At 31.1% G+C, this 21,866-nt stretch carries 18 protein-coding genes; 11 read left to right on the forward strand and 7 right to left on the reverse strand.

Annotated elements, in window-relative coordinates; all coding sequences use genetic code 11:
- Positions 1–83: 83 nt before the first annotated feature.
- The gene (gene hisF, locus GYM72_RS07800) at positions 84–836 is read left to right on the forward strand and encodes an imidazole glycerol phosphate synthase subunit HisF (RefSeq protein ID WP_220264009.1); all 753 of its coding nucleotides are present in this window, start codon (positions 84–86) and stop codon (positions 834–836) included.
- Positions 833–1,420, forward strand: a complete 588-nt coding sequence (gene hisIE / locus GYM72_RS07805; RefSeq protein WP_160541792.1) for a bifunctional phosphoribosyl-AMP cyclohydrolase/phosphoribosyl-ATP diphosphatase HisIE — start codon at positions 833–835, stop codon at positions 1,418–1,420. Before hisF ends, hisIE begins: the two co-directional genes overlap by 4 nt.
- A gap of 55 nt (positions 1,421–1,475) precedes the next feature.
- On the opposite strand, the gene ligA is transcribed toward hisIE, so the two are convergent.
- Entirely contained in the window at positions 1,476–3,509 is a 2,034-nt protein-coding gene (gene ligA / locus GYM72_RS07810; protein WP_220264010.1) for an NAD-dependent DNA ligase LigA, read from the reverse strand.
- 303 nt (positions 3,510–3,812) lie between these two features.
- Between ligA and GYM72_RS07815 the strand changes: the two genes are divergently transcribed.
- Positions 3,813–4,622 carry an enoyl-ACP reductase gene (locus tag GYM72_RS07815; RefSeq protein ID WP_105296681.1) on the forward strand — a complete coding sequence of 270 codons (810 nt, stop codon included), beginning with the start codon at positions 3,813–3,815 and terminating at the stop codon, positions 4,620–4,622.
- 64 nt (positions 4,623–4,686) lie between these two features.
- On the opposite strand, the gene GYM72_RS07820 is transcribed toward GYM72_RS07815, so the two are convergent.
- Complete coding sequence (locus tag GYM72_RS07820) at positions 4,687–5,253, reverse strand: hypothetical protein (protein WP_160541790.1); 567 nt, start codon at positions 5,251–5,253, stop codon at positions 4,687–4,689.
- 107 nt (positions 5,254–5,360) lie between these two features.
- Here GYM72_RS07820 and GYM72_RS07825 point away from each other — a divergent pair, with 107 nt between their 5' ends.
- The 4 genes from GYM72_RS07825 to GYM72_RS07840 all read left to right on the forward strand — a co-directional run bounded on the left by GYM72_RS07825 (position 5,361) and on the right by GYM72_RS07840 (position 11,045).
- On the forward strand, positions 5,361–7,268 hold the full coding sequence (locus tag GYM72_RS07825) for an ATP-binding cassette domain-containing protein (protein WP_220264011.1): 1,908 nt from the start codon (positions 5,361–5,363) through the stop codon (positions 7,266–7,268).
- Between the two features lie 226 nt (positions 7,269–7,494).
- Positions 7,495–8,370 (forward strand): sulfite exporter TauE/SafE family protein, encoded by an 876-nt coding sequence (locus GYM72_RS07830; RefSeq protein ID WP_160569020.1) that lies wholly within the window; start codon positions 7,495–7,497, stop codon positions 8,368–8,370.
- A 12-nt stretch (positions 8,371–8,382) separates the two neighbouring features.
- Positions 8,383–8,781, forward strand: a complete 399-nt coding sequence (locus GYM72_RS07835) for a DUF1634 domain-containing protein (protein WP_160541787.1) — start codon at positions 8,383–8,385, stop codon at positions 8,779–8,781.
- A 47-nt stretch (positions 8,782–8,828) separates the two neighbouring features.
- A complete protein-coding gene (locus GYM72_RS07840; RefSeq protein ID WP_220264012.1) occupies positions 8,829–11,045 on the forward strand; it encodes an FUSC family membrane protein in 2,217 nt (738 codons plus the stop codon).
- Here the strand turns inward: GYM72_RS07840 and GYM72_RS07845 are convergent.
- The 4 genes from GYM72_RS07845 to pepE are packed head-to-tail and all read right to left on the reverse strand — an operon-like array spanning position 11,038 to position 13,995.
- Positions 11,038–11,493, reverse strand: coding sequence for a YqaA family protein (locus tag GYM72_RS07845; protein WP_220264013.1), 456 nt, complete (start codon positions 11,491–11,493; stop codon positions 11,038–11,040). The two genes, GYM72_RS07840 and GYM72_RS07845, sit on opposite strands and share 8 nt — an antisense overlap.
- Positions 11,494–11,503: 10 nt before the next feature.
- Positions 11,504–12,253, reverse strand: a complete 750-nt coding sequence (locus tag GYM72_RS07850) for a 1-acyl-sn-glycerol-3-phosphate acyltransferase (protein WP_255571479.1) — start codon at positions 12,251–12,253, stop codon at positions 11,504–11,506.
- A gap of 2 nt (positions 12,254–12,255) precedes the next feature.
- Positions 12,256–13,221, reverse strand: coding sequence for a type I phosphomannose isomerase catalytic subunit (locus GYM72_RS07855; RefSeq protein WP_220264014.1), 966 nt, complete (start codon positions 13,219–13,221; stop codon positions 12,256–12,258).
- 60 nt (positions 13,222–13,281) lie between these two features.
- Entirely contained in the window at positions 13,282–13,995 is a 714-nt protein-coding gene (gene pepE, locus GYM72_RS07860; protein WP_220264015.1) for a dipeptidase PepE, read from the reverse strand.
- A gap of 293 nt (positions 13,996–14,288) precedes the next feature.
- On the opposite strand from pepE, the gene GYM72_RS07865 reads away from it, so the two are divergent.
- From GYM72_RS07865 to aspS, 3 genes are all read left to right on the forward strand, one after another.
- Positions 14,289–14,918, forward strand: a complete 630-nt coding sequence (locus tag GYM72_RS07865) for a hypothetical protein (RefSeq protein WP_220264016.1) — start codon at positions 14,289–14,291, stop codon at positions 14,916–14,918.
- A gap of 253 nt (positions 14,919–15,171) precedes the next feature.
- Positions 15,172–16,065 (forward strand): CorA family divalent cation transporter, encoded by an 894-nt coding sequence (locus GYM72_RS07870; protein WP_160564539.1) that lies wholly within the window; start codon positions 15,172–15,174, stop codon positions 16,063–16,065.
- Between the two features lie 369 nt (positions 16,066–16,434).
- Positions 16,435–18,186, forward strand: a complete 1,752-nt coding sequence (gene aspS, locus GYM72_RS07875; protein ID WP_220264017.1) for an aspartate--tRNA ligase — start codon at positions 16,435–16,437, stop codon at positions 18,184–18,186.
- 293 nt (positions 18,187–18,479) lie between these two features.
- On the opposite strand, the gene GYM72_RS07880 is transcribed toward aspS, so the two are convergent.
- Positions 18,480–20,948: a hypothetical protein gene (locus GYM72_RS07880; RefSeq protein WP_220264018.1), complete on the reverse strand. Its 2,469-nt coding sequence runs from the start codon at positions 20,946–20,948 to the stop codon at positions 18,480–18,482.
- Between the two features lie 155 nt (positions 20,949–21,103).
- Here GYM72_RS07880 and GYM72_RS07885 point away from each other — a divergent pair, with 155 nt between their 5' ends.
- Entirely contained in the window at positions 21,104–21,859 is a 756-nt protein-coding gene (locus GYM72_RS07885; protein WP_220264019.1) for a Kdo domain containing protein, read from the forward strand.
- Positions 21,860–21,866 lie beyond the last annotated feature (7 nt).

Raw genomic sequence — 21,866 nt, forward strand, 5'->3', positions numbered from 1 at the left:
TATAGAAACTTTGTATGGTTACTAAACAATCGCTTTACACTTTCCATGCAAATTTTAATTTTTTAAAAAAAATATAAAAAGAAGTGCTAAAAAAACGTATAATTCCTTGTTTGGATATAAAAAACGGCAGAACTGTTAAAGGAGTAAATTTTGTGAGCCTCACCGATGCCGGAGATCCGGTAGAATTGGCTAAAGCTTATGTACAGCAAGGGGCAGATGAATTAGTTTTCCTGGATATAACCGCAACTATTGAAAACCGTTCCACCTTGCTTCACTTAGTAGAAAAAATTGCTAATGAAATTAACATTCCATTTACGGTAGGAGGAGGAATAAATTCCGTGGAAGATGTATTTTCTTTAACTCAAGCCGGTGCAGATAAAGTAAGCATAAATTCTTCAGCTGTAAAAAGACCGGAATTGATTTCAGAAATTGCTTCCCGTTTCGGAAGTCAATGCGTGGTAGTTGCTGTGGATACCAAAAAAGAAAATACAGGTTGGAAAGTGTATACTCACGGGGGAAGAACCCCGACTACGATTTTAACATTAGATTGGGTAAAAAAGGCGGAACAATTGGGAGCTGGTGAAATTTTACTTACTTCCATGAATAGTGACGGTACGAAAAACGGATTTTCTCTTGATATTACGCATGATGTTGCATCTAGCATAAATATTCCCGTTATTGCTTCAGGAGGAGCCGGTACTAAAGAGCATTTTTCGGATGTATTTTTAAACACTAAAGCATCGGCGGCTCTGGCTGCCAGTGTATTTCATTTTAATGAGATTCCCATTCCCGAATTAAAAAGATTTTTAAAAACTAAAAATATTCCTATACGATGAAATTAGATTTTGATAAAAGTAACGGATTGATTCCTGTAATTATTCAGGATGAACTTACCCTGCAAGTACTCATGCTGGGTTATATGAATGAAGAAGCCTTTGAAAAAACAAAAAGGGAAGGAAAAGTGACTTTTTTCAGCCGCTCCAAAAATCGTTTATGGACGAAAGGAGAAACCTCTCATAATTATTTATGGGTAAAAAAAATTGATATAGATTGTGATCACGATACTCTTTTAATTAAAGTTTCTCCTGAAGGACCTACTTGTCATACGGGAAGTTATTCTTGTTTTGAGGAACAAAATGTAAAAGGATTTGTATATAAATTACAAAATATAATCAGTCAACGAATTGACGAAAAAGTAAACGGGTCGTATACCTATCAACTTTATCAAAAAGGAATTAACAAAGTAGCACAAAAGGTAGGTGAAGAGGCTGTTGAAGTTGTTATTGAGGCAAAGGATACGGATGATGTTTTGTTTAAGAATGAAGCAGCAGATCTGCTATACCATTACCTTATCCTTTTGAAAGCAAAGGGTTTTCAATTGGAAGATATTGAAAAAGTATTATTTGATCGAAACCATTAAATATAGGAACTGCAATCAAAAATTGCAGTTCATACTCTAATTTTATCCATTTGTTCTAACGAGTTGACTCATTTTCTTTCGGGTTTATGCCTTCTTTTTCAAATAAGTCTAGAAATTGATATTCATCTAATATATGTACTGTCCCCAATTGTTCAGCCTTTTTAAGTTTCGATCCGGCTTTTTCTCCTACTACCAAATAATCTAAATTTTTACTCACGGATGAAATATTTCTTCCTCCATTTTTTTCTACCAATTCTTCGGCATGTTCTCTTGTGAAAGCGGTTAATTTCCCTGTAAATAAAAAAGTTTTTCCTTCTAAAATATGGGAGATTTCTTCCTGAGAATCTTCTGTTTCGAAATGTAAACCTGCTTTTTTTAATCTGTCAATGAGTGCCAAATGTTCGGGTTTGGCAAAATATTCTTGTATGCTTATGGCTATTTTATTTCCTACATCAGCCGTATTTTCCAGTTCTTCTAACGTTGCATTTTGTAACCCCTCAATTGATTTAAATCTTTTAGCCAGTTTCTTAGCCATGGTTTCTCCTATATGACGAATTCCCAACGCATATAAAACCTTCTCAAAAGGGATTTGTTTTGAATTTTCGATACCGTCAATTATATTTTGAGCCGATTTATCAGCCATTCTATCCAGTCCGATTAATTGTTCTTTTTTTAAGGTATAGAAATCCGAGATATCTTTGATCAACCCATTTTCATAAAGCATTGAAACCGTCTCTGCTCCTACGCTGTCTATGTTCATGGCCCTTCTGGAAACAAAATGTTCCATTCTTCCCATCACTTGTGGCGGACAAGCTTTTTCATTGGGACAAAAATGAGCAGCTTCTCCCGGTTCCCGAACTAAAGGTGTACCACAAGCCGGACAATTCTTAATAAATTCCAGCTTAATCGTGCCCGGTTCTCTTTTATCGTAATTCACATCCACAATCTTGGGGATAATTTCCCCTCCTTTTTCTACAAAAACCAGATCATTGATTCGTAAATCCATATTGGCGATAAAATCTTGATTGTGAAGAGAGGCTCTTTTTACTGTGGTTCCTGCAACTAACACCGGCTTCAAATTGGCTACCGGAGTTATTGCTCCCGTTCTTCCTACTTGATAGTCAACACTTAATAATTGTGTTTCTACTTTTTCGGCCTTGAATTTATAAGCAATGGCCCATCGAGGAGATTTAGCCGTATAACCTAGTTCTTCTTGTTCTGAAATGGAATTTACTTTTATTACGACTCCGTCAATCTCAAAGGGAAGATGATATCTTTCCGTATTCCAATGTTCAATAAAATTCGTTACCTCTTCTAGGTTGGTACACAATCGGGCATAATTTCCTACTTTAAATCCCATGTCTTTAGCATGTTGCAAAGAGTCCCATTGGGTACTATATCCTCTTTCATCAGTAAGTACATAATACAAATAGCAATCGAGGCCCCTTTTTGCCACCGCCTCGCTATCCTGAAGCTTTAAACTTCCACTAGCCGTATTTCTTGGATTGGCATAGGGTTCTAATCCTTCTTTTTTTCTTTCTTCATTGAGTTTATCCAAAGATTTTTTGGGCATGATAATCTCTCCTCTTATATAAAAACGTTGCGGATATTTACCTCTAAGATGAAGCGGAATAGATCGTATAGTTCTCACATTATGGGTAACATCATCCCCTTGAAAACCATCACCTCGGGTAACTGCTTGAACTAGCTGTCCGTTTTCATATAATATACTGATGGATAATCCGTCGTATTTTAATTCACATACATATTCTACTTTTTCATCTATAGATTTGGCTACTCTTGTTGCCCAATCTTTGATATCGTCAAATGAGTAACTATTATCGAGTGAATACATCCGTCTTTCATGTCTTACGGTAGGAAAAATCTTAGTTATTTGTCCTCCTACTCTATGGGTAGGTGAACCGGGACTGTCTAATTCCGGATTTTCTTTTTCTAATTGCTTCAGCTCATTCATCATCTGATCAAACTCATAATCCGAAACATCAGATTGATCTAATACATAGTATTTGTAATTTAAATCCGTTAGTTCCTTCCTTAAAAATTCAATTCTGTCTTTAGTATTACTCATATTTAGAATATTTATTCAAATTTATAAACAATGGTTGATATGTTAAATACTAATGGATACTATTTAGTATACTAAGTATTTTTTATCTATATTTTTATAAAAATCGATGCATTTTAGATTAAATTATACCAAAATACACAAATCATGCTCAATTTTCATTTATAAGGGATTATGCAAAATACATCGTATAATTTCTTTAGTTTTTATGAATTGATTTATTAATCGGGTTAGATACTAAACTTTTCGGTTACATATAAAAATATTTACATAAATTTGTTCTGTTAACATTTTTAAATAAATACTATGTCTCACGGATTATTAAAGGGGAAAAAGGGAATTATTTTCGGGGCGTTAGATTCTAACTCCATTGCATGGAAAGTTGCAGAACAAGCTCATGCAGAAGGAGCTGAATTTATCCTTACTAATTCCCCAGTCGCTCTTAGAAAAGGGGAACTTAACGCATTGGCTGAAAAAACCGGCTCTGATACGGTTCCTGCTGATGCCACTTCAATGGAAGATTTGAATAAACTTTTCGATCATGCTCTTGAAAAATTCGGAAAGCTTGATTTTATTTTACATTCTATAGGAATGTCTATTAATGTCAGAAAAAATAAAGATTATACTGATATAAATTACGAATGGTTAACTAAAGGCTGGGATATTTCTGCTGTTTCTTTCCATAAAGTTATGAAAACTGCTTGGGATAAAGACGCTATGAATGAATGGGGTAGTATTTTAGCTCTTTCTTATATTGCCGCTCAAAGAACTTTTCCCGGCTATAATGATATGGCTGATAATAAAGCTTATTTGGAAAGTATTGCAAGAAGTTTCGGTTACGAATGGGGAATCCGTAACAAAGTTAGAGTTAATACAATTTCTCAATCGCCTACTCCTACTACTGCCGGAAACGGTGTAAAAGGTTTTGGTGGATTTATTGAATTTGCTGAAGAAATTTCTCCGCTAGGTAATGCTACCGCTGAGGAATGTGCAAATTATTGTATTACGTTATTTTCCGACCTAACCAGAAAAGTAACTCTTCAAAATCTTTTCCATGATGGAGGTTTCTCCAATGTTGGAGTTAGTGAAAGAGTTATGAAACGTTTTGAAAAATAATTGGTTAATAAAATTCTATAAAAAAAGAGGCTTATTTTAAAGCCTCTTTTTTATAGAAATACTTTTATTTCAGTTTCGGTTGTAATTTAATTACTTGGTCATCATTAATATGATAGTATTTAATTACAGCGTTATAATCTTTGTAATCAATAGGCATTTTACTACTAAATGCATTACCGGAAGAGCTTCCCGGGATAATAACAATTCTAAAAACTTGTTTATTAATTAATCCAGGAGTTAAAGTCAAATCATAACTTCCACCGGCATAAATATTAAAATCTTCAATACTAAAATCATAATCATAAGAAAATTCGCTTTCAGTAATCCCATCATTATTCAAATCAACATAAAAAGTTCGAGGTATAAGTTGCCATACATCTTTACCGGAAGCATTTTCAGCAGAAAGCCTATATATTAATAAATGATCTCCGTTTATAATGGCCGGTCTAAGCTCTCCGTTGATCACCCAACCCAATTGACTGTCAAATCTAAAAGAACTTTCAATTTCAAATACTCTTGAAATTGTATCCGTGTTAACTACAACACTTCCTTTGTCATCATCGTCACTGCAACTAGTTAAAAATACAGTAAAGCATAATGTTAGTACTACTATTGATACTATTTTTTTCATAAAATTATATTAAAAAACTAATTTACATATTTTTCTTATAACAAAGACAAAAATGAAGGAATTAAGTTTAAAATCGTATCTTTGCATGTTCAAAATTTAACAAGAAAATGATATTAGTCCAGAATCTAGGTTTACATTTTGCAGGATCTTATCTATTTGAAAATGTAAATTTTAGAATTAATAAAAATGATCGTATTGGATTAGCGGGTAAAAATGGTGCAGGTAAATCAACTTTATTAAAAATTTTGTCCGGTGAGCAACCTTCAACTGAAGGAAATGTTGAAAAAGAAGGAGAAGTTCGCATTGGATTCTTAAAACAAGATTTAGATTTTGAGAAAGGAAGAACCGTATGGGATGAGGCAAAACTGGCTTTCAAAGAATTAAATATAATCAATGAAAAAATTGATACAATCAATCATGCTCTTGCTACAAGGACCGACTACGAATCTGAGGAATATCACAAGCTTATTCATGATTTAACCGATCTAACCGATCGATTTTCTCATTTAGGCGGCTACAATATTGATGGAGAAATTGAAAAAATTTTAAAAGGATTAGGTTTTAAAGAATCCGATTTTAATAGGCTTACTGATGATTTTTCAGGAGGATGGAGAATGAGAATTGAGTTAGCTAAACTCTTATTGGAAGAAAATGATGTGCTGCTTCTTGACGAGCCTACCAACCATTTAGATATTGAATCCATCATTTGGTTGGAAAGTTTTTTAATTACTTATAGTGGAGCGGTGGTGCTGGTATCACACGATAAACAATTTTTAACCAATGTTACCAATCGAACCATTGAAATTTCCAATAAATCCATACAAGATTATAAAGCAAATTATACCAAATACCTTATTTTAAGGCAAGAAAGAAAGGAAAAACTTCTTCAGCAACAAAAAAATCAAGAACAAGAGATTAAGCGTACGGAACAATTAATCAATAAGTTTCGTGCAAAAGCTAGTAAAGCTTCTTTTGCTCAATCTCTTATGAAGAAATTAGATAAGGTAGAACGCATTGAGGTGGAAGATGAAGACATAACTCGTTTTAATATTCGTTTCGAACCGAGTATTACTCCCGGAAAAATAATTTTTAAAGCAGAAAATTTAGGTAAATCTTTCGATACTCATACTATTTTTGAAAATGCCAATTTTTACATCGAACGTGGAGAGAAAATAGCTTTCATCGGTCAAAACGGTCAGGGGAAAACTACTATGGCTAGAATTATGGATGGCTTATTATCTTATCAGGGTAAACTTGAAATAGGCCACAACGTTCAAATTGGATATTTTGCTCAAAACCAATCCGAAGAGCTAAATGCTTCTAAAACTATCTTAGAAGAAGCTGAAGATTCGGCTACAGAAGAATCTCGTCCTAAAGTTCGAGACTTGTTAGGTTCATTTCTTTTTCAAGGAGATGATGTTCATAAAAAAGTGTCTGTACTTTCCGGAGGGGAAAGAAATCGATTGGCTTTATGTAAATTACTTCTTCGACCTTTCAATACGTTGATAATGGACGAGCCTACAAATCACTTGGATATACAATCTAAAGCGATATTAAAACACGCCTTAAAGAATTTTACGGGGACGCTGATTTTAGTATCTCATGATCGTGAATTCTTAGATGACTTAGCCGACAAGATTTTTGAATTCAGAAATGGAGAAGTAAAAGAATTTTTAGGTAATATCAATGAATATTTAGAGTATCGTAAAAAAGAAAATATGAGAGAAGTTGATATCGAAAAATCAACTACCCGTAAAGTGACTTCAGAAAATACACCTACTAAAGCTTCTCAGGAAAAGCAATTTAAATCGAAAGAACAAAAATCGTTAGAAAATAAATTGTCTAAACTTGAAAATGACATTGAAAAAACAGAACAAAAAATTTCTGCTTTTGAAGATTTATTTAGTAAAGAAAACCCAAAAGAGGAAGATATTAAGGAGTATTCTGAATTAAAGGAAAAGCTTACCCGAATTACCCATGAATGGGAGAACATGTTTTCTCAATTAAACGGATAGGTATGGTATGATTTCCTTTTAAAGGATAATTACCTATTATAAATGAAAGTAATTACATTTTGCAATTAACCCTTTGTTCATCAGTATAATAAAACTCTATGTAAAGGGTTGTTTTTTTACCCTAATTTTACAATTATTGGACTATAGAATTAAATTTAAATTAATAGTAACAGATTAAAGTAGGAATCTTTAAATTTGTTACTTAATTTCTTAATTTTAATTCATTTTGACTATAATAACTTTTACAATTATTCTATTTTTTGGAGCAATTGCAGCGGGTACTCTGGGTTCTCTTACCGGACTTGGCGGCGGAGTAGTCATAATTCCTCTATTAACTCTGGGTTTTGGTGTTGATATTAAATATGCTGTTGGAACCGCATTGGTTACTTCGATAGCTACTTCTTCGGGGGCCGCAGCTGCTTACATTAAAGAAGGAATGACTAATGTGCGTATTGGAATGTTTCTTGAAATTGCTACCACCCTGGGAGCAGTTTTAGGTGCCTTACTTGCTGTTTTTCTACCTACTTCCGCAATTTATATAATTTTAGGTTTCACTCTTATCTTTTCATCTGTCATGACTTTAAGAAAGAAAAATGCATCTATAGATTATACTGCTCCGGGGAGTAAATTAGCTACTACATTGAAATTAAACGGAACGTATCCTACTCCTGACGGAATTAAAAAATATAATGTTCGAAATATTGGTGCGGGTTTTTCTCTAATGACTATAGCCGGTGTGCTTTCCGGTATCTTAGGTATTGGATCGGGAGCGCTTAAAGTATTAGCTATGGACACGGCTATGAAAATACCTTTTAAAGTATCGACTACTACTTCAAATTTTATGGTAGGGGTTACTGCAGCCGCCAGTGCAGTTATTTACTTTCAAAGAGGTCAAATTGATCCCTTTCTTGCCATGCCTATAGTGGTAGGGGTTTTGTTTGGAGCTTTTCTAGGTTCAAAAATATTGATGGCTATAAACGTTCAGCTGTTACGTAAAATTTTCAGTTTGGTTATTGCTATTCTTGCAATTCAAATGATCTATAGAGGATTGGAACCTTCATTGATTAAATGGTTTCCACATATCAATTTTCCTAAACTTTAAGCTGAGTGTGTTATGAGTAATTTATTTTCGAGAAAATTTTGGGAAGAACGTGATGTAGAGCTTTATATTGGTAAGTTGCTTCGTTACGGAGTTATTCTTTCTTCTATTATTACTATTACCGGCGGAGTAATTTATATATCTCAACATCCGGATCAACAACTCAATTTTAAAACATTTGTAGGGGCCCCAAATTATTTGAGGGAATTATCTACTTTATTACCCGCTGTTTTAAAATTGGACGGGTTAGCAATTATACAGCTGGGAGTTGCCGTTTTGATCGCCACTCCTATTCTACGGGTTGCTTTTTCAATAGTGGCTTTTGCTATTGAAAAAGATCGAATGTATATTGTTATTACCTGTATTGTTTTAGCTATTATCTTATCAAATATGATTTTTGGTCTGGAAGGATAAAAACTAACCGGAAATTCTAATTTACTAATCACTGCTTACAGATTTTCATGCAGCAAAAAATTAAACATATAGTCTCCGAAAGTACCTTTTTTATTTTTGGTTTTTATTTTAGTCGTGGCTTACGTATTGCTCTTGCTATTGTAATCCCCCTACTCGCCGGATGTTTTTTTAAGAGACCCGATATTGGTATAGTTGCTTCTTCCGGAGCTCTTGTAGCCGGACTGGGAGATAATCCCGGATCTATTCGTGTTAAATTTTATACTCAATCTATTGCCGCTTTATTTTACTTTTTAGTGGTTTTTGTGTGTCAGTTGTTGATATCGCATGAAATTATTTTCGGTATTTGGATTACTTTGTGCGGCTTTTTCTTTTCCATGTTTTTTATTTACGGCTCCCGTGCGGTTAGTGTAAGCACCTCTTCTTTATTATGTGTTGTCTATGCATGTAGTTTTGAAGCTAACCATATCATAACTAATACGTTGGGAATGATGATGGGTATTGTATGGTATGGATTTATTTCTTTGGTTTTATGGAGAATTCAACCGTATAGGGTGATTGAACAAAAAATTAGTGAAAATATTAAACTTTTAAATGAGTATACAGAGCTAATACATGAGTACTTTTTGTTAAAAATTAAAAATCCTGCTAATAGTCAAAAACAAACAGAGATTTTAAATAAGCTTTTTGAAAAACAAACAAAAATACACAGTACTCATGAGGATATCCGAGAAAATCTTTTTAAACTGCGGATTAATGCTAAAAGTTTTTCTGCAAAAGGTAGAAAAATGACTTTAATTTTCAGCGCATTAATCGATCTGTATGAACAACTTTTATCATTAAATTGTCAAGATGACAAGTTGATTCAATCTCTGGTTAAAAGTGGTCTAAAAAGGGATTTTGAATATCATTTAGCCAATATGGAAAAAATCCTCTATGAATTAAGTTGGTCTATAAATTTCCATAAAAAGGTCACTGTAACTATTGATACCGCTCCACTGGATCGTTTTAAAGAAAAAATACTTTCGATTGAAGAAAAGGAAAAAAATAATGAGAAATCCGTTATTGATATCAATGCTTTAAAACATGTTCGTTTTATTTTTAAATCATTTTATAAACAAACCGGTTTTATTAAATCACTTATCAACGGAGAGTTTAGATCGGAGAGAAAACAATATGAGGATTTGGATTTGGAAAAGTTCACCAGACAATATAATTATAGCTTTTCTACATTTAAAGCTAATTTAAATCTTAAATCCAACATTTTTAAACATGCTTTACGAGTAAGTGTCGCCATATCGGTTTCTTATATAATTTGTACTTTACTTAAAATTGAGTATTTTGCTTGGGTATATTTAACCATCATTTTAATTTTAAAACCTTTTTATGGAAATACGAAAAACTCTTCTATTCAAAGGTTGCAAGGTACTCTAATTGGAGGAGTATTAACGTTGGGTCTCATTCTTGTTACACATAACATTTATGTGATTTCTATAGTAACTTTTATTTGTATTGTGGGCGCTTATAGTTTTATACCTATCAGTTATAGAACGGGGGTTGCTTTTGTTACCATATTTGTTATACTACTGATTTTTCTGGAACACAGCGGAAGTGATGGTTGGACAAATATTTATCATCGTTTGGGAGGTACAACGATTGCCGTTGTAATCAGTTTTATTTTAAGTTTTTCTTTTCTTCCTACTTGGGAATATAAAAATCTTCCTGTATTGATTGAAAAGTTATTGAAATATAATTTAGATTATTTTACAAAAATAACTTATAATTTATTGAATGATGATAAGCTTTCTGATACCGATATAAAACTGTCCAGAAAGGATGTTTTGTTGGGAACTTCCAATTTATCAAGTACTTTTCAAAGAATTGTATCAGAACCTAAAATTTCAAAAAATTACAAATCCGATATATATAATATTCAAACTTTTATAAACCTACTTTCTACAAGAATATCATCCCTTAGATCCTATATTAATGAAAACAATAAAGCATCTGATATAGATAAACAGTTGATCTCATCTATTGAAAATACTTTAAATAAATGTTTACTAAATATCAAAGGTTCTTCCTTTGATTGTGATACGGAATGTCAAGAAAAAGAGGAAGAATTAAATGTTTTAGCAGATGATCAATCATTAATTTCTTACCAGCTTCGGGAAATTAATCTTTTATCACAGCAAATTTATTCCTATATAAATAAGCTCAATAATTTTCAGGAGTGGAAAGATTCTAAAAGGGATTTTTCTATTTAATGAAATTCGCAAAACCTTTGTAAGCATACATAATTAAAAGGTAACGAAATAGTTTACCGGCTAACATAGACAGGGATACGATATAGACATTGGATCTCATATATCCTAAGGCTACAGGTATGATATCTCCAATAATGGGTAAAAAAGAAAAAAAGGAAATATATGCTCCTTTTTTATTTAATCTTTGAGTGGCTTTATCAATTTTTGTTTTATTTATTTTTAAATATTTTTCAATCCATTCTATTTTTCCCAGCCTTCCCAGGTAGTAACTGGTCATTCCTCCTAACCAGTTTCCAATGGTAGCTATTAGAATACTTATCCATGGATTCCCGCCCATAATGAGTATTCCTGTAAGAACTGCTTCGGAGCTAAAGGGTAAAATGGTTGCTGCAAGATAAGATGCAATAAATAATCCTATATATCCATAGTCTACTAATCCGTCTAACATATAAAATTACTTATTTTATATTCATAAAATCTATCTTATCATCTTTTATCCTTTCATAAATTAAGTGATAGGCTTTTTCTTTGAGTGATTCTTTCGTTTCTCCATTCGGATACAATATTTTTACACGCTCTACTTTAACTTTACCCGGATATCCTAAATTAAATACAAATGGAAACATATTTTTTAGATTATGAAATGCATATACAACAATAGGACTATTACAATAAATTGAAGCTATAAATGCTCCATCTTTAAATTTTTCCAATTTTATTTTTCTCTTGGGAACCCCTCCTTCCGGAAAGATAACCACATTTTTATTTTGTTGGGTTAATTCTTTTTTTACGGCAGAAAAAACTGCTTGTTTGCTTTGTCTACTGGATCTATCTACCAGGATGGATACTTTTTTATAAATTCTTCCGAATACGGGGTATTTTTCCAACTCTTTTTTTCCTACAAATATGATCGGATGATGAGGGTGGAGTACATACATTAAGACTACATCAATTAAGGAAGTGTGATTGGCAATAAATATGTAATTTTCTTTAGGATCTAAATTTACTTCCGACAGTAATGAATAGGTAAATCCCGATCCATAGAAAAGCACCCATCCCCACATTCGCATAAAGAAATAGGTTAGCTTATTATTTTTCTGATAAGTCATCAGATAAATTACCACACCAATGGTAAGTGTGCAAAGGGCAGCTAAAATATAAAACCAGATTCTCCAAAGTATGGTAGCTAAAGTCCTAAGATATTTCATATTTAATCTATATGAACTTCTAAGAGTTTTGTTTGTACAAGGGGTTTTACTTCAACATTCTCAACTTCCGCAGGAAGCAACACCGTATCCCCTTTTATAAGGGTTACGGGTAAGGTCTTATTCAATAGGGTGCATTCTCCTTCTAAGCAAATCAATATACGAAATGAATTGGACAAGTTATTTAAAATTTTATTTTCTGTAACTTCCATCGATGAAACCGTAAAATATGGAGATGCTAATAGTGTTGTCTCTCTTGCATCTTTATCATAATGTGAAAATGGATCTTCAACAAAAGAATAATCCATTACCTCTTTAGCTTGATCGAGGTGTAATTCTCTTTTTTTCCCGTCTTTATCAATACGATCATAATCGTAGATTCTATACGTCACATCTGAATTTTGTTGGATTTCAACTACTGAAATTCCTTTTCCCATGGCATGAACTCTACCGGACGGTATATATATAACACTTCCGTTGTCAGGGTGTATTTTTCTGAGGATTGTATCTAAAGTATTTTTTTCAATATTTTCTGTGAAAATAGTCTTATTTGTTCCTTTTTCAAATCCTAGTATAATCTCTGAATTGGGCTCTGACTCCAATACATACCACATTTCCGTTTTCCCGAAAGAATGATGGTGAACTGCTGCATACTCATCATTTGGATGAACTTGAACAGATAAGGGTTGAGCTGCATCTAAGAATTTAATGAGTAAGGGAAATTTATCTCCATATTTCTTATATACTTTTTTCCCTACTAAACGGTTTTTATACTCTTTGATTAAATCGTCTAAATTTTTACCCTTTAGGCTTCCGTTGCTTACTATACTAACATATCCCGGAACTGTTGAAATTTCCCAGCTTTCTCCCAGTTTTTCTTCCTTACTTTCTTTACCGAATTGTTTTAGTTTATTTCCCCCCCATATTCTGTAATGGTAGGAAGGTTGAAATATCAATGGATATAGTGACATACTTATGTTAATTTATATGCAAAAATACAATTTTAAAATTGTATTTATCTTATTTTTAATTTAACTTAACGTAAATAGAAAGTCAAAATCTTCTTCAGAGCCCAGTTCTTTAATGGGTTGATTGTATTTAAAAATTCTTGCCGTTTTTTCTCCTATCAACTTTAACTTTTCATTTTCATAATGCAACATAGTACCTTCTCTTAATCCTACTACATATAAATTATGATTTAAGGTTATAAACTCTCTAATTCTTTGTTCACGGGTTTCTCCACCAAAATCGTCAGGATGTGTATCTATATAATGAGGATTAATTTGAAAAGGGATCAAATTTAAGGTTTGGAAATTTTCCGGTTCAACTATTGGCATATCATTAGTTGTTCTCAAGCTGGGACATGCAATATTGGATCCTGCACTCCAACCTATATAAGGAATTCCTTCTTTAACTCTTTCTTGGATAAGCGAAAGTAATTTTTCTTGTTGTAATTTTTTTACCAAATTCCAGGTATTTCCCCCTCCTACGACAATTGCTTCTGCCCTTTTTATCGCTTCTTTAGTATCTGAAAAATGATGTATACTTTTCACTTCTATACCTATTTCTTTCCAGGCTTCATTAACTTTATTTTCGTATTCCTCATACGAGAAAGTTACTGCTGCAAAAGGTATAAATATAATAGTTATTTTTTCAGTACCCAGAAATGATTGTACATGTTTTTTTGAAAATTCAAGATATTTTTCTCCAACATTAGTGGAATTACTGAGTAATAAAAGCTTCATTTTTTTACTATTATCAATCATTATTAAAATAAATAATTTTTATTTATTTATTACTTAAAATAAATCATTATGAGAACGTTAGTAGCTATATTAATGTTATAATGTCAGTAATAAATTGTTACATTTTAAAGTCAAATATAACTAGAAATTAACTCAAATTCCATTTATGAATTGAATAAATAAATTTGAAGTAGAAGATGGTTATTTCAATTCATTAAATTTTTATTACTGTTGGTTACAAATATCATTTTATCACTTTAATTTTATATATAATTTTGAAAAAAATTATTTAAATGAATACTATTAATTCTTTGGCAGAGCGATTATTGGGTAGAAAATTAACTAAAAGTGACGGAGTTAAGTCTTCGGAACTCGATAAAGTTGAAAGTAAATTGGGTTTCGCACTGCCTGATATTATTCGTGATCTTTATTTGATGACCGGAAAAAATGGAATGTTGATGGAATCATTCAATCGTTTTGCTTTACCCACGCAACTTCAAAGAGATGATAATAAAATAGTTTTTTTAGAAGAAAATCAAAATATATGCTATTGGGGATTTGAAATTGATCCGGAAAATACTAATCCAAAAGTATATCAACTGTTAAATGAAAATGAATGGTATGAGGAACAAATTCCGCTGATTGAATTTTTAAAAGTCATGTTGTATTATCAATGCGCTCAAGGTGGTTATGAATATTTAGGAATTTCCAACATTTCAGAAGAAGATTTTGAAATTTTCATCCATACGGAATGGGAAGATGTGGTAAGGTATAACGGTTTACAAATTTATTGGAAACCGGATAGTTTACTTTGGTATGTTTACAATAAAGAAAATATAAGAATCGAGGATATTTATTTTTCTGCAAGATCTGAAGAAGCATTCCTTACGCATGCACAAAAATATGAATTGGAAATTATTTAATACGATTTGCTACGCAAGTGGTTTACTAAACCTATGATTTATTAAAACAAATCTATTGTCCACAAATAAGTAATTAACTTCATATAAATCTGTTTTACAAATTATCAAAAATTAAGATAAATGTAAATAATGTATTTTAGTTTTATCTATTTAGTAATTTATTTTATAAAATTCTTTTAAAATTGCAATGATTTAATTTATTTTTTGAATATTCTTATTTCTAAAAGTAGTACTTTTACAAAAAAGGTATTTAATGGCAGTAAAAATAATTAATCAATCTAATTATGAATGGATAGACCTACTCAATCCTACGAAAGAAGAAATGCAAAAAATTGCGGAAAAATGCAATCTTAATTTCTATAATCTTGCAGATAGTTTAGAGCCTAATCATTTACCAAAATTTGAAACTGAAAATGGCATTAATTTCCTAATATTAAGAGTAGTACATAAAGGCGATAAAAAAGACACCAATATTGAAAGTCTTTCCAACAAAATTGCCGTTTTTTTTAATGATTCTTTACTAATTACTATACACCGTATTGAAATGCCCTTTATCGATGATATTGCCAACAAATGTCAAAGTATGGGACAAACTTTCTCGACAAATATGGTTATTATAAAAATTTTAAAAAGTGTATTACAAACTTATAATGATTCCATATTACACATTATTAATAGATTGGAATCTTATGAAAATAAACTTTTTTTAAAAGATCCCTCTTCCAAAGTTTTGCAAAGCATTTATTCTTTAAAAAGAAAAACCAATCTTTGTACTAAACTTTTAATTCTTTCGGATGAGGTGATTAATTCTATTAAACCCTCTAAGCAAGAAAAGGCTGCCCATCAAGATGCTAAAGATTTATATCTAAAGTTAACAACTCTTTATGAGCAAGTTATAGACGACCTCAATAATTTACTCAATTTATATATTTCCTTATCTTCACAAAAGACCAATGAGATAATGAAAACTCTTACCATTTTCTCAATATTCTTTATGCCCTTGACATTTATTGCGGGTATTTACGGGATGAATTTTCATTATATGCCTGAACTGGAATTTAAATTGGGGTATCCGATCATATTATTGATTATGTTTATTATTACCCTGATTATTTATTATTGGTTGAAGAAAAAAAAATGGCTTTAAAACTTTTTTCAAAAAATTTCAATTAAATTGACTTAAGTACTACAATTTCAAACCAATTTTCAATTTGTGAAATTTTACTTTTAACTATTTTTATAGTCTTTTAAAGTTTTTAGATACTTTTTTATCTATAAGATAAAATAATACAAGAGGATTTTAATGCTAACGAGTCAAATAACTATGAAAAGTTATTCTTTTAATTTTCTATAGGTTAAATCTAAACTAAATATTTCTCCTAGTAAATAATTGAAAAGACTACTTAATCAAAAAAAAATTGTTGATAAATCAAGTGACTTTTAAATTTTACATTAACGTAAAATTTCTAATTCGTATTCAACAGATTATAATTATTTTTGTATAAAAATTGTCAACATGTATAGAACCAACACCTGCGGAGAACTTAATGAATCAAATATAGGACAAAAAGTAATTCTTGCCGGATGGATCCAAACTATTCGTGATAAAGGTTTCCTTACCTGGATAGATTTACGCGATCGATATGGAATCACTCAACTTGTTTTTGATGAACAACGAACCGATAAGGATTTAATTGATAAAGCAAAAAAATTAGGTCGTGAATTTGTTATTCAAGCCTCAGGAACAGTAATTGAAAGATCCAGTAAAAATCCTAATTTGCCTACAGGTGCTATTGAAATTTTAGTTGAAGAATTATCCATACTTAATCCATCGTTGGTTCCACCATTTACAATTGAAGATGAGACGGACGGAGGCGAAGAATTACGTATGAAATACAGATATTTGGATATAAGACGTAATCCTGTGAAAGAAAAATTAATTTTCAGAAGTAAGGTTGCTCAACTGGTAAGAAATTATTTATCTCAAGAAGGTTTTATTGAAGTGGAAACCCCTGTCTTAATAAAATCTACACCTGAAGGAGCACGAGACTTCGTGGTTCCGTCTCGTATGAATCCCGGACAATTTTATGCCTTACCTCAATCGCCTCAAACTTTTAAACAATTACTTATGGTTGGAGGCCTAGATAAATATTTTCAATTAGTTAAGTGTTTTCGTGATGAAGATTTACGTGCTGACCGCCAACCCGAATTCACTCAAATTGATTGCGAAATGTCTTTTGTTGAACAAGAAGATATTCTCAGAATATTTGAAGGTCTGACCAAACATCTTTTAAAAGAGCTGAAAAATCTTTCTTTTGATAAATTCCCTAGAATGACTTATGCGGAAGCAATGAAGAAATACGGTAATGATAAGCCGGACATTCGATTTGGAATGGAATTTATTGAATTCAATGAAGAATTACAGAACAGCGGTTTTAAAGTATTTGATGAAGCGGAATTAATGGTTGGTATTAATGTTGAAAAATGTGCTGTTTATACTAGAAAACAGCTGGATGAATTGACCGATTGGGTAAAAAGACCTCAAATAGGTGCATCGGGATTGGTTTATATACGTTACAATGAAGACGGAAGTATTAAATCTTCTGTAGATAAGTTTTATTCTGAAGAAAAACTAAAAGCAGTCATACAAAAAGCAAATGCTCAACCCGGTGATTTGATCTTAATTTTATCGGGGCAAGCTCATAAAGTGCGCCCTCAATTAAGTGCGCTACGTATGGAATTGGCTGAACGTTTAGGCTTACGAAATCCTGAGGTTTATGCTCCTTTATGGGTTGTCGATTTTCCGTTACTTGAATGGGATGAGGAAGAAAACAGGTATGTTGCCATGCATCATCCGTTTACCTCTCCAAAACCTGAAGATATTTCTCTTTTGGATACCCACCCCGGAGAAGTTAGAGCCAATGCTTATGACCTCGTTTTAAACGGTAATGAAATTGGAGGAGGTTCTGTTCGTATCTATAATAAAGAATTACAAGGAAAAATGCTTTCTTTATTAGGATTTTCTCAAGAAGAAGCCGAAGCTCAATTTGGTTTTTTAATGAATGCTTTTAAATTTGGTGCTCCTCCTCATGGCGGTATAGCTTTTGGCTTTGATCGTTTTGTAGCTATTTTAGGAGGACAAGAAGTAATCCGAGATTATATTGCTTTTCCCAAAAATAATTCGGGAAGAGATGTTATGATAGATGCTCCTTCCTATATTCATGAGCAACAACTAGAGGAATTAAACTTAAAAATAACCAAAGAATAAATCAATTCTTATAATATCCCTAGTAAAAATAAAAAGCAAAATTTTTGTAACCAAAAATTTTGCTTTATAAACTAAATAAAATAAAACCAATTTTGTGAGAACACACAGTGAAAATTACTCCTTTACTTTATTTATATAAAGTAAATTTTTCATTTATCAATTCAAAGTTATGTTTTTTATTTAGAATGATTTTAAATAATTATATGATTTAAATCATATAATCTAATAGATAGCATTTAGTTAGCTAAATACATCTTTTTAAAAGTTATACTTACTAAGTTTAGCGAATCCGTTTAATCTATACTATCGATATCCACGTCATTGTTTTGCCAATTTTCTAATGTAGGCAAATTCATTGAGTTTGTTTCTAATACCGGGAAATTAGCTTTGATTTCAGGATCATTGGTTATTACAGATTTATTGTTGTTTTCCTTTTCTTTATCTTTAAAGAATTTTAATAAATCTGCAGCCTTCTTTCCCTCTTCTTTATCTTTATATAAGACAGCAATATGTTCTAACGATTGTTCAAACTCTTCTTTATTTCCTAATTTTGCATCACAAAAAGCGGAAAGTAAGGCAAATTTAGCTATTATCTCATCTTTGGGATATTTGGAAAGTGCCTGACTTGCCATGTCTTTTACTTCTGAATAGTTACCGTTTTTATATTTTTGATAGGCATTTTCATAAAACAAGATTGCATCTGAAGAATTAGTTTTTAACTCATTAACTTGAGGATGCAAAATAGCGTAAGCATATTTAGTATCAGGATATTGGGCAGTTATTATATCTGAGTATTTTTTTGCTAACACTTGATTTTCTCCTTGATTAAAACGATACAAGTTATACATTGCCAAAACTTTTATTTCCTCATTGTAAGGTTGAGTTGATAATAAATGTTCTAAAGTAGAGGTAGCTGATTTTACATCATGTAACTGATCGTAATTTAAAATTCCTAATGATAATTCCACAGAATCTCTCTGATTTTTTAAAACATCTATTTCTGATTGACTTTTAGGTAAATTTTCTGTATAATATTCAACTTCAAATCGTCTAGGATTCTTAGAATCCGACTGACCCGATAATTGCGTTTTAACATCATCTAAATTTGAAATCTTATTGCTTATTCGCCAGTTATCCTCCAACATTCTATCCCCCCATTGTTTTCTAAATTCTGATTGACCTACTTGCTTCATGTTATTATTATAAAAATACCATTTTCCTTTGGTATTGGGTGTAATCATCGTAAATGCAGATGTTGTATTTTCAAACGATTCGGTAGCAAACTCGGTATTATTTTCTCTTCTTTGATTCTTTTCTTGTTGTAATCTTTCTTTTTCTTCTTTTTCTTTTAGTTGATTTATATATTTTTGATAATAATTATTTCTTTGCTCGGGTAACATTTTAGCAACCATAATAATACTATCATTCTTTTTTACTAAGTAATATTTTTTGGTTACTTCTTCTAAAACTTTATTTTTAGCTGTTAATTTTCTTTTCATTGCCGGATCAACAAATCTTGAAATTGCGCTATCATAATAGGCACTTGCATAGACATAGTCAGGTTTTGAAAAATAATTATCTCCTATTTCTTGATAAACTAATGCTCGTATTTGAGGATCACTCTCTTCCTCTTTTAAAGAGGCAAAAAAATAGTTCATCGCATCTTTATTTCTTTCTTCTTTTAGGGAAGTTAGACCCATTGCATAGTATATTTCATTTTTTCTGGATTGATATAATCCTTTTTTGGTTAACCCTTTTAAAAATTTAATTCTATTCGTATAGGCTAAGCTATCCTCTTTTTTATACAATCTAGATAAAGCTATTTGTGATTTAATCTCCAACTCGGGAGTAGATTTTTTCTTAAAAGCTAAATTATAATAGTTTCTTGCCAAATCCTTTTCGTTCAATTTTTCTGACAATTGACCTTGAATAAAACTAAAACGAGCTTGGTTTGTATTGCATTTATTATATTTTTTTGCAACGTCTAAAGCTTTAACAGCTTCTGAATATCTTTTTTCATCAATTAAAAATTGAGAATATATTTTAGAGATAAATTTTGCATCTCTTTTTTTTAATTTTTGATTGATGAGTTTTTCATAAATCTCATTTGCTTGAAAAGAATTTCCTGATTGCGCTTGTGCTAAGGCCATATAACCTTCAACTTGAGCTTTTTTTGTATTTTTTACTAAAGTTGAATTCATATAATTCAAATAGTTAAGAGATTCAAACGGATCTCTTTTATAATAATAAGCTCTGGCTAATAAAAGATAAGCCTCACTCATCATGGAATTATATTCTTTTCCTTTTATAAGCATTGAATGTTTTTCAACGGCTTTCTTTCCTTTTTCTATAGCTTTGTCATAACCTTGCGCTTTTGAATCATTACCTGCACCTAACATCTTTCCAAAAGCGTCAGATAAGGAATTTATGGCTCCTTGGGCATCTAAATTTTTTAAATTATCTTTTAGTTCTCCTGATAGATTTGCAGTGTTATTATCTGAACTTGCTAAGAAATTATCAAGAGAATTTTCTTTTTCCTCCACAAAAGGATTACCCAGTTCTACTGGTAAAATGGCAGAAAAATTATCCCTGTATCTTGAGTTTCTTGATTTCAATTCTTCATTTAATGCTTCTTGCCCGTTGAATAAAGTATTGTTCCAAGTAGTAATCCGATGATACGTACGATGAGTTATCCCGTTTTTTTTGGTTGAGCAGCCTCCCAAAAGGCTTAAAATCAGAATTGAATATATAATTTTCTTCATTTATTTCTTATAATTGACAAAGCTAATAAAAAAACGAAAATTTATTAAATTTGTTGTTTTTAAATGCCTACTATTTCACTTATTATCTCTTATCTTATAAAACCTTAAATATAAGCTAAATTTGTTATTAAAAACAATTATAATTTTTATATTAAATGCGCAAATACATTCTAAACGAAAAATATCAGGAAAGCAAAGATGAATTATTAAACATTATCAATAATTTTGATAGTTATGATGAAATACTTGGAAACCCGGAAAGAAATGTTATAAAAAAAGTTCCTTTTAAGGGAGATTATATTACGATTAAAAGTTTTAAAAAACCTCACTTAATAAATAAATTTGTATACCGATATTTTAGAAAATCCAAAGCTAGAAGATCTTTTGAACACGGAACAAAACTTTTGGAATTAGATATATTAAATCCTGAACCTTTGGCTTATATTGAAAATTTTGATATCATGGGTTTAACTTCCAGTTATTACATATCAAAATACGTTTCCTATGATTTTACCTTGCGAGAATTATACGATCAACCGGATGGTTTTGAATGTGTGAAAGCCTTTGCTCGGTTTTCCTACTATGTTCATACTAAAGGGGTTTATATTAAAGATAATACACCCGGAAATACTCTTATTATCCGTAAAAATAACGATTACGAAATGTATTTGGTAGATTTAAACAGAATGGAATTTCATGAAGAGTTATCTTTTGATATTAAGATGAAAAGTTTATCAAATAATATTAAAGAGCAACCCTATTTAGACCTATTAATTGAAGAATATTCTAAGGTTTCCGGATATCCTTTACATGAAGTAAAATCTAAAATTGCTCATTATCAAAAAGAATTTAATCGTAAAATTGAATCTAAAGCAAAATTTAAACGTTTTTTAAAAAAAATATTTAAATAGCTATCAT

Origin of the sequence: Apibacter sp. ESL0404, from assembly GCF_019469245.1 — a bacterium.
Classification (GTDB): Bacteria; Bacteroidota; Bacteroidia; order Flavobacteriales; family Weeksellaceae; genus Apibacter.